The sequence below is a fragment of the Pseudomonas sp. SORGH_AS_0199 genome (genome assembly GCF_031453735.1).
Taxonomy (GTDB): domain Bacteria; phylum Pseudomonadota; class Gammaproteobacteria; order Pseudomonadales; family Pseudomonadaceae; genus Chryseomonas; species Chryseomonas aestiva.
On the sequence record NZ_JAVJAE010000001.1, the window covers coordinates 1,298,916 to 1,318,991 of the forward strand.

The window sequence follows — 20,076 nt, forward strand, 5'->3', positions numbered from 1 at the left end:
GCTATCCTAGCCGTAGCGCTTGAACGCCTCGATGGCCAGGCCGTTGCCGATGTTGCCGAAGCGGTCGCCGTCCACCAGGCGGGCGCCGGGGAAGCGCCTGGCCAGGGCCTGGCGCAGCGCCGGGATGCCGCTGGAGCCGCCGGTGAAGAACAGGCTGTCGACCCGCGCGGGATCGAGGTCGGCGCGGGCCAGCAGGTCGTCCACGCCGCGGCTCAGGCGTTCCAGTTGCAGGGCGATGGCGGCATCGAATAGCGGCCGCTCCAGATCCGCGGCCAGGCCGGTCTCGATGCGATCCAGGCGCAGGGTGCGGCGCCAGTCGTCGGTCAGGGCGATCTTGGCGTCTTCCACCTGGATCGCCAGCCAGTGGCCGGCGCGCTGTTCGATGAGCTTGAACAGCCGATCCATGCAGCGGGTGTCCTGGGCGTCGTATCTCATGTCGCGCAGGCCCAGCACGCTCTTCTTGGCGTAGACGGCGTTGATGGTGTGCCAGGTCGCCAGGTTGATGTAGTGGCTGGTGGGCATGGTGGCGCCGCTCTTCATGGCGCTGCCGTAGCCCAGCAGCGGCATCACGCCTTCCAGACTCAGCTGGCGGTCGAAGTCGGTGCCGCCGACGTGCACGCCGCCGGTGGCGAGGATGTCGCCGGCGCGGTCGGCCAGGTTGCGGCGCTCCGGCGCCAGGCGCACCAGGGAAAAGTCCGAGGTACCACCGCCGATGTCGACGATCAGCACCAGCTCTTCGCGCTCGATGCTGCGCTCGTAGTCGAAGGCGGCGGCAAGGGGTTCGAACTGGAAGGAGATGTCGCTGAAGCCCACCTGGCGCGCCACCGCGGCCAGGGTGTTCTCGGCCTCCTGGTCGGCGACCGGATCGTCATCGACGAAATGCACCGGACGGCCCAGCACCACGGCGTCGAAGGGGCGATCGGCCTGCTGTTCGGCGCGCTGCTTGAGGGTGCCGAGGAACAGGCCGAGCACCTCGGTGAAGGGCAGGGCACTGCCGAGGATGCTGGTCTCGCCCTTGAGCAGGTTGGAGCCGAGCAGACTCTTGAGCGAGCGCAGCAGACGCCCCTCATAGCCTTCCAGGTATTCGTGCAGCGCCTGGCGGCCATAGGCCGGGCGGCGCTCCTCGGCGTTGAAGAAGATCACCGAGGGCAGGGTCGCCTTGCCTTCTTCGAGGGCCAGCAGGACCTCGCCGGAAGGCCTGAGCCAGCCAGCGGTGGAGTTGGAGGTGCCGAAGTCGAGGCCCAGGGCGCGGGCGGGTAGAGCAGCAGACATGTCAGGATCCGTAACGCGAGCAGCCGCGCAGTTTAGCCGAGACACGCGTGCAGGCGAACCCTGGCCGGATGCCAGCAGGGTTGGCCGGTGTCTTTCAGGCCCGCGGCGAGTGCGGGCGGTGATGTCAGCCCTTGCGCGAGCGGTCGCGCGGCTCTTCCACGGTGCAGACATCATCCTGGCAACGCCGACTGCCCTCCGGATGCGGCAGCCAGGTCAGACCCGGGCGCAGCTTGAGAAACAGGCGATAGCCCACTTCCAGCAACGGCCGCAGCGGTCGCCAGCCCAGCGGCCGCGCCCAGTGACCGAGACCGGCGGTGCGCCAGCTCCAGTAGGTGGCGTCCAGGCCCTTGAACCAGCGGCCATCGGCATCCCGGGCATGCAGCAGGTCGAGCATGGCCTGGCGCGGCGGGGCATCGGCCGGCGCCTGCGCGGGGTAGTCCGGCGCGGCCAGGTCCACCAGCCGCAGTTGGCTGGGGTCGGCATGGCGGCGCAGCCAGGCTATCTCGCGGGCGCACAGCGGACAGGCGCCGTCGTGAAAGAGGGTCAGGGGCAGGCGAGGTGCGTGCATCGTGATCTTCCCAGGGGGCTTGCCTATCTGGACCGGCAGGCAGGGCGGCCGTTGCGCTTTCCGCCGAACGGTAAGCGCAACGGCCTCTCGTGGCGAGTCGGAATCAGAGACGCCGGATCACGGCATGGTAAGCAATCTGATAGCGAGGTCGGTATGGATCTGGGAATCAAGGGGCGCGTCGCCCTCATCACGGGTGCCAGCGGTGGCATGGGTCTGGCCACGGCGAAGCTGCTGGCCGAGGAGGGCGTCAAGCTGGTGCTCTCCGATCTGGAGCAGGGCAAGCTGGAAGAGGCGGCCAAGGGCCTGCCAGGCGATACGCTGCTGATCGCCGCCGACATGACCGACCAGGCGGCGGTGGACCAGCTGGTGGAGCAGGGCGAGGCCCGCTTCGGCCAGATCGACATCGTAGTGCACACCGCCGGTGTCACCGGCGCCAAGGGCGATCCCCTGGAACTGGCCGATGCCGACTACGAGGAAGCCTGGGCCACCGACTTCTTTTCCGCCGTGCGCGTTGGCCGCGCCGCCATCCCGCGCATGCGCCAGCGCGGCTGGGGTCGCTTCGTCTGCATCACCTCGGAAAACGCCGTCCAGCCCTATTGGGAAGAGGCCGTCTACAACGTGGCCAAGGCCGCCCTGGCCGCCTTCATCAAGAACCTGTCGTACAAGGAGGCGGCCCACGGCGTGCTGTGCAATACCGTGTCGCCGGCCTTCATCGAGACCGGCATGACCGACGGCATGATGGAAAAGCGCGCCAAGGAAAAGGGCGTCTCCTTCGAGGAAGCCATCGAAAGCTTCCTCGACGAAGAGCGGCCCGGCATCGTGCAGAAGCGCCGCGGCAAGGTGGAAGAGGTGGCCGCGGCCATCGCCCTGCTGGTGTCCGAGCGCGGCTCCTTCATCAACGGCAGCAACCTGCGTGTGGATGGCGGTTCGGTCCAGGCGGTGCAGAACTAAGACGGGCGGGGCGGCTCCTCGGCCGTCCCGTTTTCCTGCTGGCGGCGCACGGCTTCTTCCAGAGGAATGAATTCCACCTGGCGATCCTTGACCACTGGCGGCAGGGTGATGCCCATGGAGACATAGATGCTGGTGAACATGTCGATGCCCATGTCCGCCGGTTTTACCCAGTCCACCGGGACATAGAGCAGCCCGCCACCCACCGGCACCGGCGCCGAGGGCACCAGCACGGCGTGATAGTGGCGACCCTCGATGTCGATCACCGCCGGATTGGGCAGCAGCGCCAGCACCGCCACGCCCTTGCCCCCAAAGAAGCACCACACCGGACTCATGGCGCGGATGTCCGCTCCACCTTCCTTGCGGTCGAGCAATTCGACGAAGCGCTCGGCCAGGCCATAGAGCTTGCCCACCACCGGAATGCGGCGAAAGGTCATGTCGGCGAACCAGCCCAGCGGCCGACGCAGCCCCAGCTTGACCGCCAGGCCCAGCGGATAGAGCAGCACCAGCAGCAGCAGGGTGCCGAGGCCATAGGCCGCCAGGGAATTGCCGACGAAGGGATGACCGACCGCCACGAACAACCGGCCCAGGGTGGTGTTGGGTCCGATCAGGCCATTGAGGAAACTGACGATCCAGCCGATCAGCGCCAGGGTCAGTACCAGCGGCAGGAGCAAGAGCAGACCGGCCAGCCAGGTGGAGACGATGCTTTCGATACCGCGGCGAACGAAGGGCATGCAAGAACTCGACGGCTAAAGCGCCATTCTATACGGGCCAGGCGCACCCAGCGTCGGCGCGGGCCGACTTTCTGAGCGCGCCTTCCTTACAGCCAGCGACGATAGAAGGCGGCTTCCTGTTCCAGGGCGTCCGCCTGGTTGACCGCCCGGCGAAAGCCATGGCCCTCGTCGGGATAGCGCCTGACCACCACCGGTATGCCGCGTGCCTCCAGCGCCGCAGCCATGGCATCGGTCTGGGCGGGGACCACCACGGCGTCCTTGAGGCCCTGCAGGAAGATCACCGGCGCCTGGATGCCCTCGGCATGCAGCAACGGTGTGCGTGCCTCGTAGCGCGCGCGATCGGCTTCGGGATCGCCGATCAGCCAGTCCAGGTAGTCGGCCTCGAACTTGTGGGTGGCCTTGGCCAGCGCCAGGGGGTCGCTGACGCCATAGAGGCTGGCCCCGGCGCGAAAGACGTCGCGGAAGGCCAGCGCGCAGAGCACCGTATAGCCACCGGCGCTGCCACCGCGGATAAAGGCGCGCGCCGGGTCCGCCAGGCCCTGGGCGCCCAGGTAGGCGACCACCGCACAGGCATCCTCGACGTCCACCTCGCCCCAGCGCAGGTGCAGCGCCTGGCGATAGGCCCGGCCGTGGCCGCTGCTGCCGCGATAGTTGAGATCGGCCACGGCGAAGCCCTGGCGGACCCAGAACTGGATGCGCGCATCGAACACCGGATAGGTGCAGGAGGTGGGTCCGCCATGGATGCTGACCAGCAGCGGCGGCGGACTCTCGCCCTGCCGTTCCGGCAGATAGAGAAAGCCCTGGGCCTGGCCGTCGCCACTGGGATAGCTCAGCGACCGGGGCGCGACGATGGCGCTGTCGCCGAGGGGCGCGACGCCACCGGTGACGATTTCCACCGCACCACTCCGGCGATCGATGGCCAGCACCGCCGAGGGGCGTGTGGGCGCCGCGGCGATGCAATAGCAATGATTGTCGTCCAGGGCCAGGCCACGGAAGCGGCTGAAGTCTGTGGCCAGGTGGCGGGTCTCGCCCGCGGCCCGGCGCTCGCCAAGCACACCGAAGCCGTCTTCCTGCCAGGTCGCCAGCCAGCCTTCCGCGGTCGGCAACCAGCTGCTACCGCCCAGCTGCCAGGGCGCCGCCGCGTGATCCGCCGCGGGTGCCTGCTGGGGCGCGAAGCCCTCCGCGGACGCGCACCAGGGCTGCCACCAGCCCTGGCGATCGCTCAGCGCCCAGAGCCGCTGCTCGCTGTCGAACAGCGGTTGTTGCAGCGATTCGTCGGGGTCGGCCGACACGACGGTGGGCGCCCCGGGGCGTCCTGCGGTATCCAGCGTCGCCGTCAGCAGCCGGGTGCGGGTCCAGGGCTGGTGGGGCCGGTCCCACTCGATCCAGGCCAGGCGGCGGCCGTCAGCGCTGGTGCGCGGTGCGGCGTAGAAGTCCGCGCCTTCGGCCAGCACCTGGCGCGCGCCACCGGCACGCAGGGCGACCAGGCGATGCCGCGGCGGCTGCTCGCGGCGATCCTCCTCGACCGCCAGCACCTGCTGCCGGACGCCATCCCAGTGCAGATCGCCGTAGCGCCAGGCCTCGCCCCCGGCCAGCCATTCGGGCGCGCCGCCCTCTCGCGGCTGGCGATAGACCGCCTGGTCGGCTTCGTTGACGAACAGCGGTCCCTGGTCACCCAGGCAAAGGGCACCGCCGCCGTATTCATAGACCTTGCTCCGCAGGCTGAAGCCCGCCGGCGTAAGGCACCGCGGCGCCGCGCCGGCCTCGCGAACCCAGAGGCGAGTAGCGCCGTCGGTGGGATCGTATTGGCTCCAGTAGAGGCCGCTGGCATCGACCTTGAGTTCGGCGAAGTCGATACCGGCGGCAACGGCCTGGGCTGGCGTGAGCGGGATAGGGGCGGTCATGGCGACTCCAGAGAGGGACACAGCCGTCTAGCCTAGCAGCTGGGTGGGAAGGGCTGGGTGAGGGATACCACGCTGTTGGGCTTCGCTGCGCTCACCCCAACCTACGGGGTGTGTGCCGCTTTTCCCCCTCTCCCTCTGGGAGAGGGTTGGGGTGAGGGGCAGTCCGTTCGGCGCCGGTGCTAGAACAACCCCAGCTGCTGCCCCGGCGGGGCGAACTGGCTGCAATCCAGGCCCTCGCCCTCGCGGCGCTCCAGGCCGAAGCGTCGGCGGGCCAGGCGAAAGCGCTGGGCCAGCAGTTCGGCGAACTGGCCTTCGCCCTTCATGCGGATGCCGAAGCGGCTGTCGTAGTTCTTCCCGCCGCGCGACTGGCGGATCAGGCTCATGACATGGGCGGCGCGTTCGGGAAAGTGCGTCTGCAGCCATTTCTCGAACAACTCGACGATTTCCAGGGGCAGCCGCAACAACGTATAGCCGGCCGAGCGAGCGCCGTGGTCGCGGGCCGCCTCCAGCAGGGCTTCCAGTTCATGGTCGTTGATCATGGGAATCATCGGCGCCAGCAGGGCGCTCACCGGCACCCCGTGCTCGTGCAGCGTGCGCATGGCGCGCAGCCGGGCCTGGGGTGCCGCGGTGCGCGGTTCGAGGATGCGCTTGAGGTCATCGTCCAGCGTGGTGAGGCTGAAGGCGACGCGCACCAGGTTGCGCTCGGCGAGCTGCACGAAGAGCTCCAGGTCGCGCAGGATCAGCGCGCTCTTGGTGATGATCGTCACCGGATGGCGATAGCGCAGCAGGATCTCCAGCGCCTGACGGGTCAGCTGGTACTGCCGCTCGATGGGCTGGTAGCCGTCGGTATTGATGCCCAGGGCGATGGGCTGCGGCTGATAGCCCGGCTTGCTCAGCTCCGCCTCCAGCCGCTCGACCAGATTGGTCTTGGCGATCAGCTGGGTCTCGAAGTCGATACCGGGCGAGAGGTCCCAGTAGGCATGGGAAGGACGGGCGAAACAGTAGATGCAGCCATGCTCGCAGCCGCGATAGGGATTCACCGAACGATCGAAGCCGACATCCGGCGACTGGTTGCGGCTGATCACCGTCTTGGCCGTTTCCTGGCGCACGCGGGTGGTGAAGGTCAGCGGGGTGGCTTCTTCGTACCAGCCGTCGTGCTCGCTCTCGCTGCGGGTCGCGGCAAAGCGATTGTGCGGATTGCTGGCGGTGCCACGACCCCGTGGCGGGCGTTGAGGCTGGGTCACGGGCAGACCTCGATGGCTGTATTTCTATACAGTATAGGGTCTGGTCGATCCGGGCAAGGGTGCGGCTGCCACCCGGGCAGCCGCACCGCGTTTCCTACAACACCGAGATCGGGTAGTTGAGGATGATGCGGTTCTCGTCGAAGGAGCCGCTGGCACTGTAGTCGCGTCTCATGCTGGAGTTGCGCCAGCGGATCAGCAGCTTCTTCAGCGGGCCGCTCTGCACCTCGTATTGCACCTCGGATTCGCGACCCCATTCCTTGCCGTCGGTGATGGTGCCGGTGTGCACGTTGTCGCCACTGAGGTAGCGGTTCATCAGGGTCAGACCCGGCACGCCGAAGGCGGCGAAGTTGTGGTCGTAGCGCACCTGCCAGGAGCGTTCCCGGGCGTTGTCGTAGCTGGAGTTGTAGCTGTCGTTGGCCAGGGTGCCGCCGCTGGTGCCGTTGACCCTCATCCAGGCGCTGTCGCCGCTGACGCGTTGCAGGCCGACATAGAAGGTGCCGCCGCCCTGCTTGGCCGAGAGCAGCGCATAGGCGGTGCGGTTGTCCAGGGCACCGGCGCGGGCGGAGCCGTCATCGTCGCCGATGAAGTAGCCGAGGTTGGCGCCCAGGGTCCAGCTGCCCACCGGCTGGTAGTGGATCAGGTTGATGAACTTCTGGTTGTAGATGTCTTCGAGCTGGGCGTACCAGAGGCCGATCTGGGTGCGCTTCTCGTTGAACTTGTATTCGCCGCCGACGAAGTTGAAGCGGTCGGAGGTGGCATTGGCGCGGCCCTGCATGAACATGTCTTCCATGCTGGCGTCGTTGCGCGGGCTGTTCTGCCGCATCTGGCCGCCCCAGAGTTCCAGGTTCTGGATCTCGGTGGAGTGGATCTGCGCGCCCTGGAAGGTCTGCGGCAGCGAGCGGCCGTCGTCGGACCTGAGGATCGGCAGCACGGCGAACCACTCGCCGACCTTGATATCGGTCTTGGAGACCTTGGCCTTGGCAGCCACCGCCAGGCGGCCGAAATCCTTGGCCGGTTCGTTGCCGGCATGGGTCGGCAGCAGCTGGGTGCCGTAGGTGCCGGCGCCACCGTCGAGCTTGACCGAATACAGCCCCAGGGCATCGATGCCAAAGCCCACCGGCCCCTGGGTGTAGCCGGAGGTCAGGCCGAAGATGAAGCTCTGGGTCCATTCCTCGGCCTTGTTCTGCGCGGTGTAGGCCGGATCGACGAAGTTGCGATTGAAATAGAAGTTGCGCAGGTTGAGCGTGGCCTTGGTGCCTTCGATGAAACCGTCCGCGGCCCACAGTGGCGTGGTGCTGGCGAGAGCGGCGAAGGCGGCGCAGGCACGGGCGAGCCGGCCGGAAGCGAGTCGAGTGCTCATGGTGTTCCTTGTTCTTGTAGGTAAGGGGTGCCCTGCCGGCGCGGAGGCGGCATCTGACGAGGGCGGGTAGGGCGGTGGTGCGAGGTACGGCTAGGAAGGTGCAGGCGACATGAGGGATTCCTTTCTTATTTGAATTATCGGAAAGCAGCGACCGAGGCGTTCGGTCGAGTAGTTATATGACAACGTATGTCTTACGGCAAGACTACCAAGGTAGCAGGGCGGAGCCCTCGCCAGGCGAGGGCTCGCGAGGGGTCAGACGCTGGCCTTGAGGCTGTCCTGACGGGCCGTGTCATAGGCGTGCTTGTCCATCTGCACGGCGCCCGGCTTGCCCAGGTCGCTCATCGGTACCCGGTAGGTTTCCGGCGACAGGTAGGCCGCCAGGGCCGACAGGCAGGTCACGCCGAAGGCCAGGCTACCGACCACCAGCCAGATGTTGTCGGTGCCGGGCGGGGCGACCAGGGCGAACAGGGCCGGCAGCAGGGCGGTGAGCATGGTGCCGATGTTCTGGGCGATGGCCATGGCCGAGACGCGGTAGCGGGTCTGGAACTGCTCCGGGTAGAAGCTGGGGAAGACCGCGTTGTAGCCCTGGTAGACCACGCCCCACATCAGCAGCGACATGAGGAAGGCCAGCGGCAGGTTGTGGATGCTGATGGCATAGAGATAACCGAAGGCCAGCAGACCCGAACCCAGGGCGCCACCGATCATGGTCGGCCGGCGGCCGATGCGGTCGGAGAGGTTGCCGACCAAGGGGATCACCAGCACGGCGACGATGTTGCCCACCACCGGTATCCACAGGTAGACGCTCTTGTCGAAGCCGATGCCGTAGGCCGGTTGCACCGCGTAGGCGGCGCCGAAGATGGTGGCCACCACCGGGATGACGTTCATCAGCGCCATCAGCGCGACCAGGATCATGGCCTTCCAGCTGGTGGTCAGGGCTTCGCCGATGGGCGAGCGTCTGGCCACGGTGGCGGTGCCGGTCTTGGCTTCTTCCTTGACGAAGGCGGGCGTCTCCTGGACTTCCCGGCGGATGATGAAGCCGGCCAGCAGGACGAAGGCGCTGAGCAGGAAGGGGATGCGCCAGCCCCAGCTGTTGAAGGCATCGGCGGGCATGAAGTAGGCCAGCGGCAGGAACACCGCGGCGGCCATCACCTGGCCGGCCTGCACCCCCTGCAGGGTAAAGCTCGCATAGTAGCCACGTCGGCCGAAGGGCGCGTGTTCGAGCACCATGGAACTGGCTCCGGAGATCTCGCCAGCCACGGCGAAGCCCTGGATCAGGCGCAGTACCACCAGCAGGATGGGCGCGAGGATGCCGATCTGGTGGTAGGTGGGCAGCAGGCCCACGGCCATGGTGGCGATGCCCATGAGGAACATGCACAGCAGCAGGACGTTCTTGCGGCCGCGGGTATCGCCCCAGTGACCGAGCACGAAGGCGCCGACCGGCCGCGCCAGATAGCCCACGCCATAGGTGGCGAGGGAGGCGACGATGGCCATCTTGGGATCGCTGGAGGGGAAGAAGATCTGCGGAAAGATCAGCGCCGCCGCCTGGGCGTAGATGAAGAAGTCGTAGTATTCCAGCGCCGAGCCGATCCAGCCGCTCGCGGTGGCTTTCTTGGCTTGGGAGCCGGGGGTGGGGGAGGCGGTAGTGGCCATGGTTGTCTCCGGAATTTTATTGTCAGGCCAGGAGGGTTTCAGCGCCGCGCACGAACTCGCTCGGACAGCGGGAGCCGAAGATGAAAAGGACGGGAAGACCTAGCCTGGCCGTCGCCGACTGAGCGCGGTGGGACTGCAGACGCGACGGGGGACGCAGGATAACGTGGATAGCTGAGGCATGGACGCACACTCTTGTTTGTCTTGTTATGGTCGACGCGGCGGAAGCGACGAGCGCTGGGCTCTGCGATCCATAGTGCGAGGCGCTGCTGGGGCGGGTCAATTCGCCGGATGACCAAATGTTCGATCAGCGAACAGAAACTAACCGGTTCGTACATAATCCATTGTTGGGCCACGCGGTGCCACGAATAATCGGTGCCAGACCCGACGAATCCGCGCCACCCGCCCGCATGTCCCGCGGCGTGGCCGTTCAACAGAGGAGCACCGGCATGCAGCGTTCCATCGCGACCGTATCCATCAGCGGCACCCTGACCGAGAAGCTCGAGGCCATCGCCGCGGCGGGTTTCGACGGTGTGGAGATCTTCGAGAACGACCTGCTGTATTCCGGGGCCAGCCCGCGGGAGATCCGCCAGCGCGCCCAGGACCTGGGGCTGGCCATCACCCTGTTCCAGCCGTTCCGCGACTTCGAGGGCAATCGCCGCGAGCGCCTGCAGCGCAATCTCGACCGCGCCGAGCGCAAGTTCGACCTCATGCAGGAACTGGGCACCGACCTCATCCTGGTGTGCAGCAACACCGCCGCCGACAGTCTCGGCGACGAGCGCCTGATCGCCGACGACCTGCAACTGCTGGCCGAGCGCGCCGCCCGGCGCGAACTGCGCATCGGCTACGAGGCCCTCGCCTGGGGGCGCCACGTCAACACCTGGCAGCAGGTCTGGCGCCTGGTGAAGGCGGTCGATCATCCCAATCTCGGCGTGCTGCTCGACAGCTTCCACACCCTGTCCATCGGCGGCGATCCGGCGGCCATCGCGCAGATCCCGGGGGACAAGATCTTTTTCGTGCAGATGGCCGATGCGCCGCTGCTGCAGATGGACGTGCTGGAGTGGAGTCGGCATTTCCGCTGCTTCCCGGGGCAGGGCGAATTCGACCTGGCCGGTTTCCTCGCGCCCATCCTGCAGACCGGCTACCAGGGACCGCTGTCGCTGGAGATCTTCAACGACGGTTTCCGCGCCGCCCAGACCCGCGCCACCGCAGCCGATGGTCTGAGATCCCTGCTCTACCTGGAAGAGCAGACCGCCGCGCGGCTGCAGCGCGAGGAGACCCCGGTGGCAGCGCCGCTATTCGCCCCGCCCGAGGCGCCGCGCCTGGAAGGCACCGAATTCCTCGAATTCGCCGTCGACGACGGCCATGGCGCCGAACTGGCGCGCTGGCTGGGCAAGCTGGGCTTCGCCCAGGCCGGCCGGCATCGCTCGAAGAACGTCACCCTGCTGCGCCAGGGCGAGATCAACCTGGTGCTCAACGCCGAACCCTATTCCTTCGGCCACAACTTCTTCGAGGCCCACGGGCCCTCGCTGTGCGCCATGGCCCTGCGCGTGCCGGACAGCCAGGCCGCCCTGGAGCGCGCCCAGCAGTACCGGGCGCAGCCCTATCGCGGCCTGGTCGGCCCCAACGAGCGGGAAATCCCGGCGGTGCGGGCACCGGACGGCAGCCTGATCTATCTCGCCGATCGCGGCGTGGATGGCCGCAGTCTCTACGACACCGACTTCGATGTCAGCGCCGGCGCCAGCGGAGGGCTCGGTCTGACCCATGTCGACCACGTGGCCATCGCCCTGCCGGCCGATGCGCTGGACAGCTGGGTGCTGTTCTACAAGAGCCTGTTCGACTTCAGCGCCGACGACGAGGTGGTGGTCCCGGACCCCTATGGCCTGGTCAAGAGTCGTGCGCTGAAGAATCGCGAGAGCAGCGTGCGCCTGGCGCTGAACATCTCGGAGAATCGCAACACCGCCATCGCCCGGGCACTGTCCAGCTATCGCGGCTCGGGGGTGCATCACATCGCCTTCGCCTGCCAGGACATCTTCCAGGCGGTGGAACAGGCCAAGGCCGCCGGGGTACCCCTGCTGGAGATCCCGATGAACTACTACGACGACCTGGGCGCGCGCTTCGATTTCGACGACGACTTCCTCAGTCGGCTGGCCTACTACAACGTGCTCTACGACCGTGACGCCCAGGGTGGCGAGCTATTCCATGTCTACACCGAGTCCTTCGCCGACCGATTCTTCTTCGAAATCCTCCAGCGCAAGGATTACAGTGGCTACGGCGCGGCCAACAGCCCGGTCCGCCTGGCGGCCATGCTGCAGGCCCGCCAGGGCCGCCCGGCACCCCTGGAATTCTGAGCCAGGCGGGCACCTGCGGGTGCCCGCGCCTCTCCTCCGACAAGAGTCAGCCCGATGCAGGACACCCCGGCGCTCGCGCCTACGCTCCGTACCCCGCGCAAGAACAATCCCGAGAAGACCCGTCAGGCCATCCTCGCTGCCGCCGTGGCCGAGTTCGCCGACCTGGGGCTGAGCGGAGCGCGGGTGGATGCCATCGCCGAGCGCACCCATACCTCCAAGCGGATGATCTACTACTACTTCGGCAGCAAGGAGCAGCTCTACCTGACGGTGCTGGAAAAGCTCTACAGCGACGTGCGCGGCAACGAGGCCGAATTGCCACTGGACCGCCTGCCGCCGCTGGAGGCGATCCGCACCCTGGCGGAATTCCTCTTCGAGCACCACCGCAGCCACGACGACTTCATCCGCGTGGTGAGCATCGAGAACATCCACCGCGGTCGCCACCTGGCGCAGTCCGAGACCATCTCCAGCCTCAACTCCTCGGCGCTGGAGGCCCTGCGCCGCATCCTGGCGCGCGGCGAAGCCAGCGGCGAGATCCGCAGCGGGCTGGACGCGGTGGATGTGCACCTGCTGATGTGCTCGTTCTGCTTCTATCGTGTCTCCAACCGCCATACCTTCGGCCACATCCACGACATCGACATGGAAGAACCGGCCGTGCTGCGCCGGCACAAGACCATGATCGGCGATGCGATGGTGCGCTACCTGCAGCCGTAGGGTATACGAGCGCCCCTCTCCCCAAGGGAGAGGGGCGTTTGACCGAGGCTTCCGGTCGCCGGCATGGATGCGTAGGGCAGAAAATTCCGTGGGTTGGACTGAGACGGCTCCATCGTCGAAGCCCAACGCTGCTGGATGTCCAACGTTGGGCTTCGCTGCGCTCAACCCAACCTACGGAGCTACCCCGTCTCCCTCCGGGAGAGGGCCGGGGTGAGGGCAAACCCAAGCACGCTAGCTCCGTAGGTTGGGTTGAGACGGCTCCATCGTCGAAGCCCAACATTGCCGGATATCCCGCGTTGGGCTTCGCTGTGCTCAACCCAACCTACGAAGCTACCCCCTCTCCCTCCGGGAGAGGGCCGGGGTGAGGGCGAGCCCAGGAACCCTAGCCTCGTAGGTTGGGTTGAGACAGCTCCATCGTCGAAGCCCAACGCTGCTGGATGTCTAACGTTGGGCTTCGCTGCGCTCAACCCAGCCTACGGAGCACGGAGTCCAATCGCCCCCTCTCCCTCCGGGAGAGGGCCGGGGTGAGGGCAAACCCAGGCACCCCAGCCAGAACCCTTAGAGCACCGGCATCCCGCCCGTCACCGGCAGCATGGCGCCGGAGATATAGCTCGCCTCGTCGGACGCCAGCAGCACATAGGCTGGCGCCAGTTCCACCGGCTGGCCGGGGCGACCCAGCGGCGTGCTGCTACCGAATTGCTCCGGCTCGTCCGGTTTCATGGTGCTGACGATCAACGGCGTCCATATCGGGCCAGGGGCCACGCTGTTGGCGCGGATACCTTTCTCTCCCAGCAGCTGCGCCAGACCCGCGGTGAAGTTGGCGATGGCGCCCTTGGTGGCCGAATAGGCCAGCAGGGTCGGCGGGGCGATGTCGGCGTTGATCGACGCGGTGTTGATGATGGAGCCGCCGCGTGGCATGTGCTTCAGGGCGGCCTGGGTGATGCGGAACATGGCATGGATGTTCACGTTGAAGGTATGCACCCATTCCTCGTCAGGGATCTCGTCGAGGCTGTCGCGCACCTGCTGGAAGGCGGCGTTGTTGACCAGCACGTCGATGCGGCCAAAGGCTTCGACGGTCTTCTGCACCACGTCCAGGCAGGTCTGGCGTTCGGCCAGATCGCCCGGCAGCAGCACGGCCTGGCGCCCGGCTTCGGTGACCAGGCGGGCAGTCTCCTGAGCATCCTCGTGCTCGTCCAGGTAGGCGATGGCGACATCGGCGCCCTCACGGGCGAAGGCGATGGCCACGGCGCGACCGATGCCGCTGTCGGCACCGGTGATCAGGGTCTTCTTGCCCGCCAGGCGACCCGAGCCGCGGTAGCTCGCGGCGCCGCTGTCGGGTTGCGGATCCATGCGTGCTTCGGAACCGGGAAAGGTCTGGGGTTGGGGTTTCAGCGGGGGTTTGGGATGGTCGCTCACGAGCGGGCTCCGAATGCGGAAAAAGAAGGGCCGACCCCGGCCTGTGCCGGGGCGCAGGGCTGGTCAGAGGATCGGCTTGCCACCGGTGACGGCGATGCGCGCGCCCGAGGTGTAGCTGGATTCGTCCGAGGCCAGCATCACGTAGACCGGCGCCAGTTCCACCGGCTGGCCAGGGCGGCCGAGCGGGGTGTTGCCGCCGAATTCCTTGACCTGCTCCGGCGGCATGGTGGCCGGGATCAGCGGAGTCCAGACAGGGCCGGGAGCCACGCTGTTGGCGCGGATGCCCTTCTCGCCGAGTAGCTGAGCCAGGCCGGCGGTGAAGTTGGCGATGGCGCCCTTGGTGGTGGCATAGGCCAGCAGCGTCGGCCGTGGCATGTCCGAATTCACCGAGGTGGTGTTGATGATGGAGCCACCCGGGCCCATGTGCTTTATCGCGGCCTGGGTGATGCGAAACATGGCGGTGATATTCACATCGAAGGTGTAGACCCACTCGTCGTCGGGAATCTCTTCGAGGGTCTCGTGGGTCATCTGGAAGGCGGCGTTGTTGACCAGCACATCGAGACGGCCGAAGGCGGCCACGGTCTGGTCCACCACTGCCAGGCACTGCTCGCGCTTGGACAGGCAACCCGGCAGCAGCAGCGCCTCGCGGCCGGCTTCGCGCACTAGGCGGGCGGTGTCCTCGGCGTCTTCGTGCTCGTTCAGGTAGCTGATGGCGACATCGGCGCCCTCACGGGCGAAGGCGATGGCCACGGCACGGCCAATACCGCTGTCGCCACCGGTGATCAGCGCCTTCTTGCCGGCCAGCCGGCCAGAACCCTTGTAGCTTTGCTCGCCGCAATCCGGCACCGGATTCATGCGCGATTGCAGGCCGGGAACGGCCTGCTGCTGTTCCGGCATCGGGGCTTTGGGGAAGTCGGTCATGGAAGAATCCTCGTCGCGGTAACTTTTGCGGGCCTGTCAGTACCGACAGGCCACAAGCGGCGAGGGTTCGAGATCCGGGACGGGCGGTGTACCGGCGCTAGCGGGGTGCCGCTTCGGCCCAGCGCGGTGGCACCGTGGGTTGCCAGGCGGCGAGGGCGTCTAGCAGGGCCGTTGGTGAAGCTTCCACCTGCAGCATGGCGCGATGCGGCGCGGCGACGAAGCCCTGGGCGACCAGGTGATCGAGGAAGCCTTCCAGTTGGGCATAGAAGCCATCGACCTCCAGGAGGCCCATGGGCTTGGCGTGATAGCCGAGCTGAGCCCAGGTCCAGACCTCGAAGAGTTCTTCCAGGGTGCCCAGGCCGCCGGGGAGGGCGATGAAGGCATCGGCCAGTTCCGCCATTCGCGCCTTGCGCGCATGCATGCCGTCGACCACTTCCAGGCGGGTGCAGCCGGTATGGCCCAGCTCGGCGGTCTTGAGACTCTGGGGAATGATGCCGATGACTTCGCCACCGGCAGCCAGGGCGGCATCGGCGACCACACCCATCAGGCCGACCTTGCCGCCCCCATAGACCAGGGTGAGGCCGCGCTCGGCGAGGGTGCGCCCGAGGTGCGCCGCGGCTTCGGCGAAGACAGGCGAGGCACCGGGCTTGGCGCCACAGAAGACACAGACGGTTTTCAGCGACATAGGGACTCCTAGGCAGGCAAAGCGCCTAGCCTAGCCGCCCGCTCCGCCGGAGCAAAGCACCCTCATCGCGCGAGGAAAGCGACCTCCGGCGCATTGCCGCTGGCGGCCTGGGCATAGTTGGCGAACAACTCGTGCAGCAGGGCGGTAAGGGTCATGGCGGGCGTCCTTGGCTGGCGGATGATGGAGGGATAGTACCCAGAGCTAAGGTCCGGCGACCTGGCAAAGGTTTCGATGGAGGCGATAGAGCGAAGCCGTGCCCTTGCCATGGCCGCTGGAACCCGCCACCCTCGCATCGGTCTGACTGGCGACTTTCACGCATCCGGAGGGTTCATGAAATCCACGCTTTTCGCCGCCGCGCTGTTCGCCCTGGGAAGTACCGGCGCCTGGGCCGCCGACAGCTGTACCACCCAGATCGAAGCCGGCGACCAGATGACCTACAGCCGCGCCTCGATCCAGGTCCCGGCCTCGTGCAAGACCTTTACCGTCGAGCTGATCCACAACGGCAGCCTGCCGAAGAACGTCATGGGCCATAACTGGGTGCTGACCCGCTCCACCGACGCCTCGGCCGTCGACGCCGCCGGCATGAACGCGGGCGAAGCCAAGGGCTATCTGCCCGAGGGCGACGAACGCATCATCGCCCATACCCGCATGCTGGGCGGCGGCGAGAAGGACGCGGTGACCTTCGATACCGGGGCCCTGGAAGCGGGCAAGGAATACACTTTCTTCTGTTCCTTCCCGGGGCATTTCGGCTCCATGCGCGGGGTGTTGCAGCGGGGGTAAGGGGAAGGTTGGGTTGTGGCGGTCGACCGTCGCAATGCGACCTCTTGTGCAGAAGACGCCTGTAGGTTGGGTTGAGCGTTAGCGAAGCCCAACGGCTTCGAAGTTGTTTGCCCTAGCTGTTTACCGGCATTGCTGCTGCCCCTATTTCGCCTGGCCGGCGACTTACTTTTCTTTGCTTGTGCAAAGAAAAGTAAGCAAAAGAAAGCACACCCCACGTTTCGGCCCTTCGCTGCGCTCCGGGTCCCCTCGCTCCGGCGCCGCTCCAGGGGCACGGCACGAAGGGGCCTCCTGCCCCTCGTGCCTTGCTCGGCGTCCTGCCTCGCATCCCCCTGCGCGACACCTGCACTCGGCCTCACTGACGGGGACGGGGCGCCAGCCTGAGGTTGCGGTGTTTACAGGAGGAACCAGAGTGATTAGTTGCGTGGAAAACCGCGCAGCGTTTTCCGCTGGTGCGTAACGCGATCCCTGTGGATAAGGCTGCGCCGTTATCCACGCTACGGGGTACGAGCGGTTCATTGCTCTTCAACCAACACTTCCAGGCTGGCGAATCGCCCTGTTCAGAAGGGCGAACGCCAGTGTCGTGGAGTGGGTCGAGCCGCATGGCTGCGGCGAGAGGCCTACACGGGCCATGGACGGCCCGTGTAGGCCGACCCCGGAACGGCGCTGGCGTGAGCGGACCCGGAGCGAAGCGTAGGGCCGGATGATCAGGGCAAGCGATTTTGCTTACTTTTGCCGCGACTGGCAAAAGTGAGTCGCTCGGGAGAGCGAAACAAGAGGTGCCAGCAAAACTCGATAATCAGCTAGGGCACCAATATTGAAGGTTGGCCCTGGCAGTGTTGGGCTTCGCTGGCGCTCAACCCAACCTACGAATCAGGTCACGCCTCGCCATTTACCGGCAGGGCAGCTTCAGCCCTTCGCCAATTCCTTCTCGATGGCCGCCACCAGCCGCGGATCATCCGCGGTCACATCCGGTGCGAAGCGCCCCACCACCTCCCCATCCCGCCCGATCAGGAATTTCTCGAAATTCCACAGCACCTCGGGCTTGGGGTTGGGCGTGCCTCCACGGCTCAGCATGCGCTCGCGGAAGGGGCCGTCGCCGGTCGTCTCGGGTTGCGCCTGGGTCAGTTCGGCATAGAGCGGATGCTTGTCTTCACCCACCACGCTGAGCTTGGCGAACATGGGGAATTGCACGCCATAGGTGAGGGTGCAGAATTCCTTGATCTCGGCGTCGCTGCCCGGCTCCTGCTGCTTGAAGTCGTTGGCGGGAAAGCCGAGCACTTCCAGGCCGCGCTCGCGCTGGGCCTCATAGAGGCGTTCCAGGCCTTCGTACTGGCTGGTCAGGCCGCACTTGGAGGCAACGTTCACCACCAGCAGCACCTTGCCCAGGTAGCGCTCCAGGGTCAGGGTTTCGCCGTCGATGGATTGCAGCGGGAGTTTCATCAGGGTCGCGGTCATGGTCGGCTTCCTCGGAAAGAAGCGATCAGCCTAGCGCAAAAACGCCGCCTCGATGGGCGGCGTCGATCGGACGGCTGGGGCTCAGCGCTTGAGCTTGACCACGTCGCCGGAAACGGTGGTGGTGAAACCACTCAGCACGTAGGCCCAGAACCAGTTTTCCTGCACCTGGGCATTGATCAGCGCATCGCCGCCGCGGGACTTGATGGCGGCCTGCTGGGCGCGCACGAAGCGGTCGTTCTGCTGGACCGGAATGAAGCCCAGGATCATGAGGCCGGTCGCCTTGCCTTCGCCATGACCGACGACGGTGTACTGCGACGGATCCAGGTTCTGCGTCTTCATCGCGGTGCCGGTGCAGCCAGCGACGGCGGCGGTGAGGGCGAAGGAAGCGGCGAGCTTGGCGAAACGTTGCATGGAGTATTCCTTTTCTGATGTGGCAGGGCCGGGCGTCATTTCCCGGTTGGCTGAACTCTAGCAGCGCAACGCCCTGGACGAGCCCCGTTCACCCCGGCGATAGGACCGCTCCTCCCGTTATCAGGTGATAGCACCTCGATCTAAGCCGAGGCGGCCCGAGCTGCTACCATCGCCGCCTTTTCGTCCGGCGGTCGTGTCGGGCGCCGTTCTGGAGACCTCGTGTGAATCTGCCTCTCGTCCTCAACCTCGTCGCCTTCGCCGTGCTGCTCGGCCTGCTGGCGCGTACCCGCAACACCGGCTGGAGCCTGGCCGTGCGCGTCTTCATTGGTCTCGCCCTGGGCGTGGCCTTCGGCCTGGTGCTGCAATTCGTCTACGGGCATGACGCCCCAGTGCTCAAGACCTCCATCGGCTGGTTCAACCTGGTCGGCAACGGCTATGTGCAGCTGCTGCAGATGAGCATCATGCCGCTGGTGTTCGCCTCCATCCTGGCGGCCGTGGCGCGGCTGCGCGAAGCGTCTTCCATGGGGCGCATCAGCCTGCTGACCCTGGGTACGCTGCTGTTCACCACCGCCATCGCCGCCCTGGTCGGGGTGCTGGTCACCTGGCTGTTCGGCCTGAGCGCCGAGGGCCTGGTGCAAGGCGCCCAGGAGACCGCGCGCCTGACCGCCCTGCAGAACAGCTATGTCGGCAAGGTGGCGGATCTGTCGGTGCCGCAGCTGCTGCTGTCCTTCATTCCGAAGAATCCCTTCGCCGATCTCACGGGTGCCAATCCCACCTCCATCATCAGCGTGGTCATCTTCGCCGCCTTCCTCGGCGTCGCCGCCCTGCGCCTGCAGCGCGACGATCCGGTGCGTGGCGAGAAGGTGCTGGCCGGCATCGACGTGCTCCAGGCCTGGGTGATGAAGCTGGTGCGCCTGCTGCTGCAACTCACCCCCTACGGCGTACTGGCGCTGATGACCAAGATGGTCGCCACCGCCAGTCCCCAGGACGTGCTCAAGCTGGGCACCTTCCTGATCGCCTCCTACCTGGGCCTGGGCATCCTCTTTGGCGTGCATGCGCTGCTGCTGACCCTGAGCGGCCTGTCGCCCGCGCGCTTCTTTCCCAAGGTCTGGCCGGTGCTGAGCTTCGCCTTCACCAGCCGTTCCAGCGCGGCGACCATCCCGCTGAGCATCGAGGCCCAGACCGAGCGTCTCGGCGTACCGCCGGCCATCGCCAGCTTCGCCGCCTCCTTTGGTGCCACCATCGGCCAGAACGGCTGCGCCGGTCTCTATCCGGCCATGCTGGCGGTGATGGTCGCCCCGACCCTGGGCATCAATCCGTTCGATCCGCTGTGGATCGCCACCCTGGTGGGTATCGTCACCCTGAGTTCGGCGGGTGTGGCGGGCGTAGGTGGTGGTGCTACCTTCGCCGCCCTGATCGTGTTGCCGGCCCTCGGCCTGCCGGTCACCCTGGTGGCGCTGCTGGTGTCCATCGAGCCGCTGATCGACATGGGCCGTACCGCCCTCAACGTCAACGGCTCCATGACCGCCGGCACCCTGACCGCACGCTGGATGGGCCAGCTGGACAAGGCCACCTATGACCGCAACGACCGCGCCGAAGCCCCGGCGGCGCCGATCAGTCGCGGCTGAGTCCGTAGGTTGGGTTGAGCGCAGCGAAGCCCAACGGCGCC

17 protein-coding genes are annotated in these 20,076 nt (G+C 66.7%); 5 read left to right on the plus strand and 12 right to left on the minus strand.

Features of this window, described 5'->3' with window-relative positions; genetic code table 11:
* Window positions 1–6: 6 nt before the first annotated feature.
* Both QE444_RS06130 and QE444_RS06135 read right to left on the minus strand, forming a co-directional pair.
* The gene (locus QE444_RS06130) at window positions 7–1,272 is read right to left on the minus strand and encodes an Hsp70 family protein (protein WP_133862196.1); all 1,266 of its coding nucleotides are present in this window, start codon (window positions 1,270–1,272) and stop codon (window positions 7–9) included.
* Window positions 1,273–1,396: 124 nt separating this feature from the next.
* Window positions 1,397–1,840: a DUF393 domain-containing protein gene (locus QE444_RS06135; RefSeq protein WP_309737557.1), complete on the minus strand. Its 444-nt coding sequence runs from the start codon at window positions 1,838–1,840 to the stop codon at window positions 1,397–1,399.
* 153 nt (window positions 1,841–1,993) lie between these two features.
* On the opposite strand from QE444_RS06135, the gene QE444_RS06140 reads away from it, so the two are divergent.
* Window positions 1,994–2,791, plus strand: coding sequence for an SDR family NAD(P)-dependent oxidoreductase (locus QE444_RS06140; RefSeq protein ID WP_187981120.1), 798 nt, complete (start codon window positions 1,994–1,996; stop codon window positions 2,789–2,791).
* Here QE444_RS06140 and QE444_RS06145 read toward each other — a convergent pair.
* The 5 genes from QE444_RS06145 to QE444_RS06165 all read right to left on the minus strand — a co-directional run bounded on the left by QE444_RS06145 (window position 2,788) and on the right by QE444_RS06165 (window position 9,680).
* Window positions 2,788–3,522 (minus strand): DUF502 domain-containing protein, encoded by a 735-nt coding sequence (locus QE444_RS06145; RefSeq protein WP_187981121.1) that lies wholly within the window; start codon window positions 3,520–3,522, stop codon window positions 2,788–2,790. The two genes, QE444_RS06140 and QE444_RS06145, sit on opposite strands and share 4 nt — an antisense overlap.
* 86 nt (window positions 3,523–3,608) lie before the next feature.
* A complete protein-coding gene (locus QE444_RS06150; protein WP_285389781.1) occupies window positions 3,609–5,426 on the minus strand; it encodes a S9 family peptidase in 1,818 nt (605 codons plus the stop codon).
* A 179-nt stretch (window positions 5,427–5,605) separates the two neighbouring features.
* Window positions 5,606–6,670 carry a PA0069 family radical SAM protein gene (locus QE444_RS06155; protein ID WP_309737559.1) on the minus strand — a complete coding sequence of 355 codons (1,065 nt, stop codon included), beginning with the start codon at window positions 6,668–6,670 and terminating at the stop codon, window positions 5,606–5,608.
* Window positions 6,671–6,764: 94 nt separating this feature from the next.
* On the minus strand, window positions 6,765–8,030 hold the full coding sequence (locus QE444_RS06160) for an OprD family porin (protein ID WP_133862190.1): 1,266 nt from the start codon (window positions 8,028–8,030) through the stop codon (window positions 6,765–6,767).
* 252 nt (window positions 8,031–8,282) lie between these two features.
* Entirely contained in the window at window positions 8,283–9,680 is a 1,398-nt protein-coding gene (locus QE444_RS06165) for an MFS transporter (RefSeq protein WP_282288640.1), read from the minus strand.
* A 446-nt stretch (window positions 9,681–10,126) separates the two neighbouring features.
* On the opposite strand from QE444_RS06165, the gene quiC reads away from it, so the two are divergent.
* Both quiC and QE444_RS06175 read left to right on the plus strand, forming a co-directional pair.
* Window positions 10,127–12,028 (plus strand): 3-dehydroshikimate dehydratase QuiC, encoded by a 1,902-nt coding sequence (quiC, locus tag QE444_RS06170; RefSeq protein WP_309737560.1) that lies wholly within the window; start codon window positions 10,127–10,129, stop codon window positions 12,026–12,028.
* A gap of 54 nt (window positions 12,029–12,082) precedes the next feature.
* Window positions 12,083–12,739, plus strand: a complete 657-nt coding sequence (locus tag QE444_RS06175) for a TetR/AcrR family transcriptional regulator (protein ID WP_158896317.1) — start codon at window positions 12,083–12,085, stop codon at window positions 12,737–12,739.
* Window positions 12,740–13,297: 558 nt separating this feature from the next.
* Here the strand turns inward: QE444_RS06175 and QE444_RS06180 are convergent.
* From QE444_RS06180 to QE444_RS06190, 3 genes are all read right to left on the minus strand, one after another.
* Window positions 13,298–14,155 (minus strand): glucose 1-dehydrogenase, encoded by an 858-nt coding sequence (locus tag QE444_RS06180; protein ID WP_133862186.1) that lies wholly within the window; start codon window positions 14,153–14,155, stop codon window positions 13,298–13,300.
* Between the two features lie 63 nt (window positions 14,156–14,218).
* Window positions 14,219–15,076: an SDR family oxidoreductase gene (locus QE444_RS06185; RefSeq protein WP_187981128.1), complete on the minus strand. Its 858-nt coding sequence runs from the start codon at window positions 15,074–15,076 to the stop codon at window positions 14,219–14,221.
* Between the two features lie 97 nt (window positions 15,077–15,173).
* On the minus strand, window positions 15,174–15,761 hold the full coding sequence (locus QE444_RS06190; RefSeq protein ID WP_273862496.1) for a TIGR00730 family Rossman fold protein: 588 nt from the start codon (window positions 15,759–15,761) through the stop codon (window positions 15,174–15,176).
* Window positions 15,762–16,091: 330 nt separating this feature from the next.
* Here QE444_RS06190 and azu point away from each other — a divergent pair, with 330 nt between their 5' ends.
* Window positions 16,092–16,541, plus strand: a complete 450-nt coding sequence (gene azu / locus QE444_RS06195) for an azurin (protein WP_309737561.1) — start codon at window positions 16,092–16,094, stop codon at window positions 16,539–16,541.
* Between the two features lie 906 nt (window positions 16,542–17,447).
* On the opposite strand, the gene QE444_RS06200 is transcribed toward azu, so the two are convergent.
* Both QE444_RS06200 and QE444_RS06205 read right to left on the minus strand, forming a co-directional pair.
* Complete coding sequence (locus QE444_RS06200; protein ID WP_280310797.1) at window positions 17,448–17,996, minus strand: glutathione peroxidase; 549 nt, start codon at window positions 17,994–17,996, stop codon at window positions 17,448–17,450.
* 81 nt (window positions 17,997–18,077) lie between these two features.
* Complete coding sequence (locus QE444_RS06205; RefSeq protein ID WP_309737562.1) at window positions 18,078–18,407, minus strand: hypothetical protein; 330 nt, start codon at window positions 18,405–18,407, stop codon at window positions 18,078–18,080.
* 221 nt (window positions 18,408–18,628) lie between these two features.
* Between QE444_RS06205 and QE444_RS06210 the strand changes: the two genes are divergently transcribed.
* Window positions 18,629–20,035 carry an L-cystine transporter gene (locus QE444_RS06210; RefSeq protein WP_133862180.1) on the plus strand — a complete coding sequence of 469 codons (1,407 nt, stop codon included), beginning with the start codon at window positions 18,629–18,631 and terminating at the stop codon, window positions 20,033–20,035.
* Window positions 20,036–20,076: the final 41 nt, after the last annotated feature.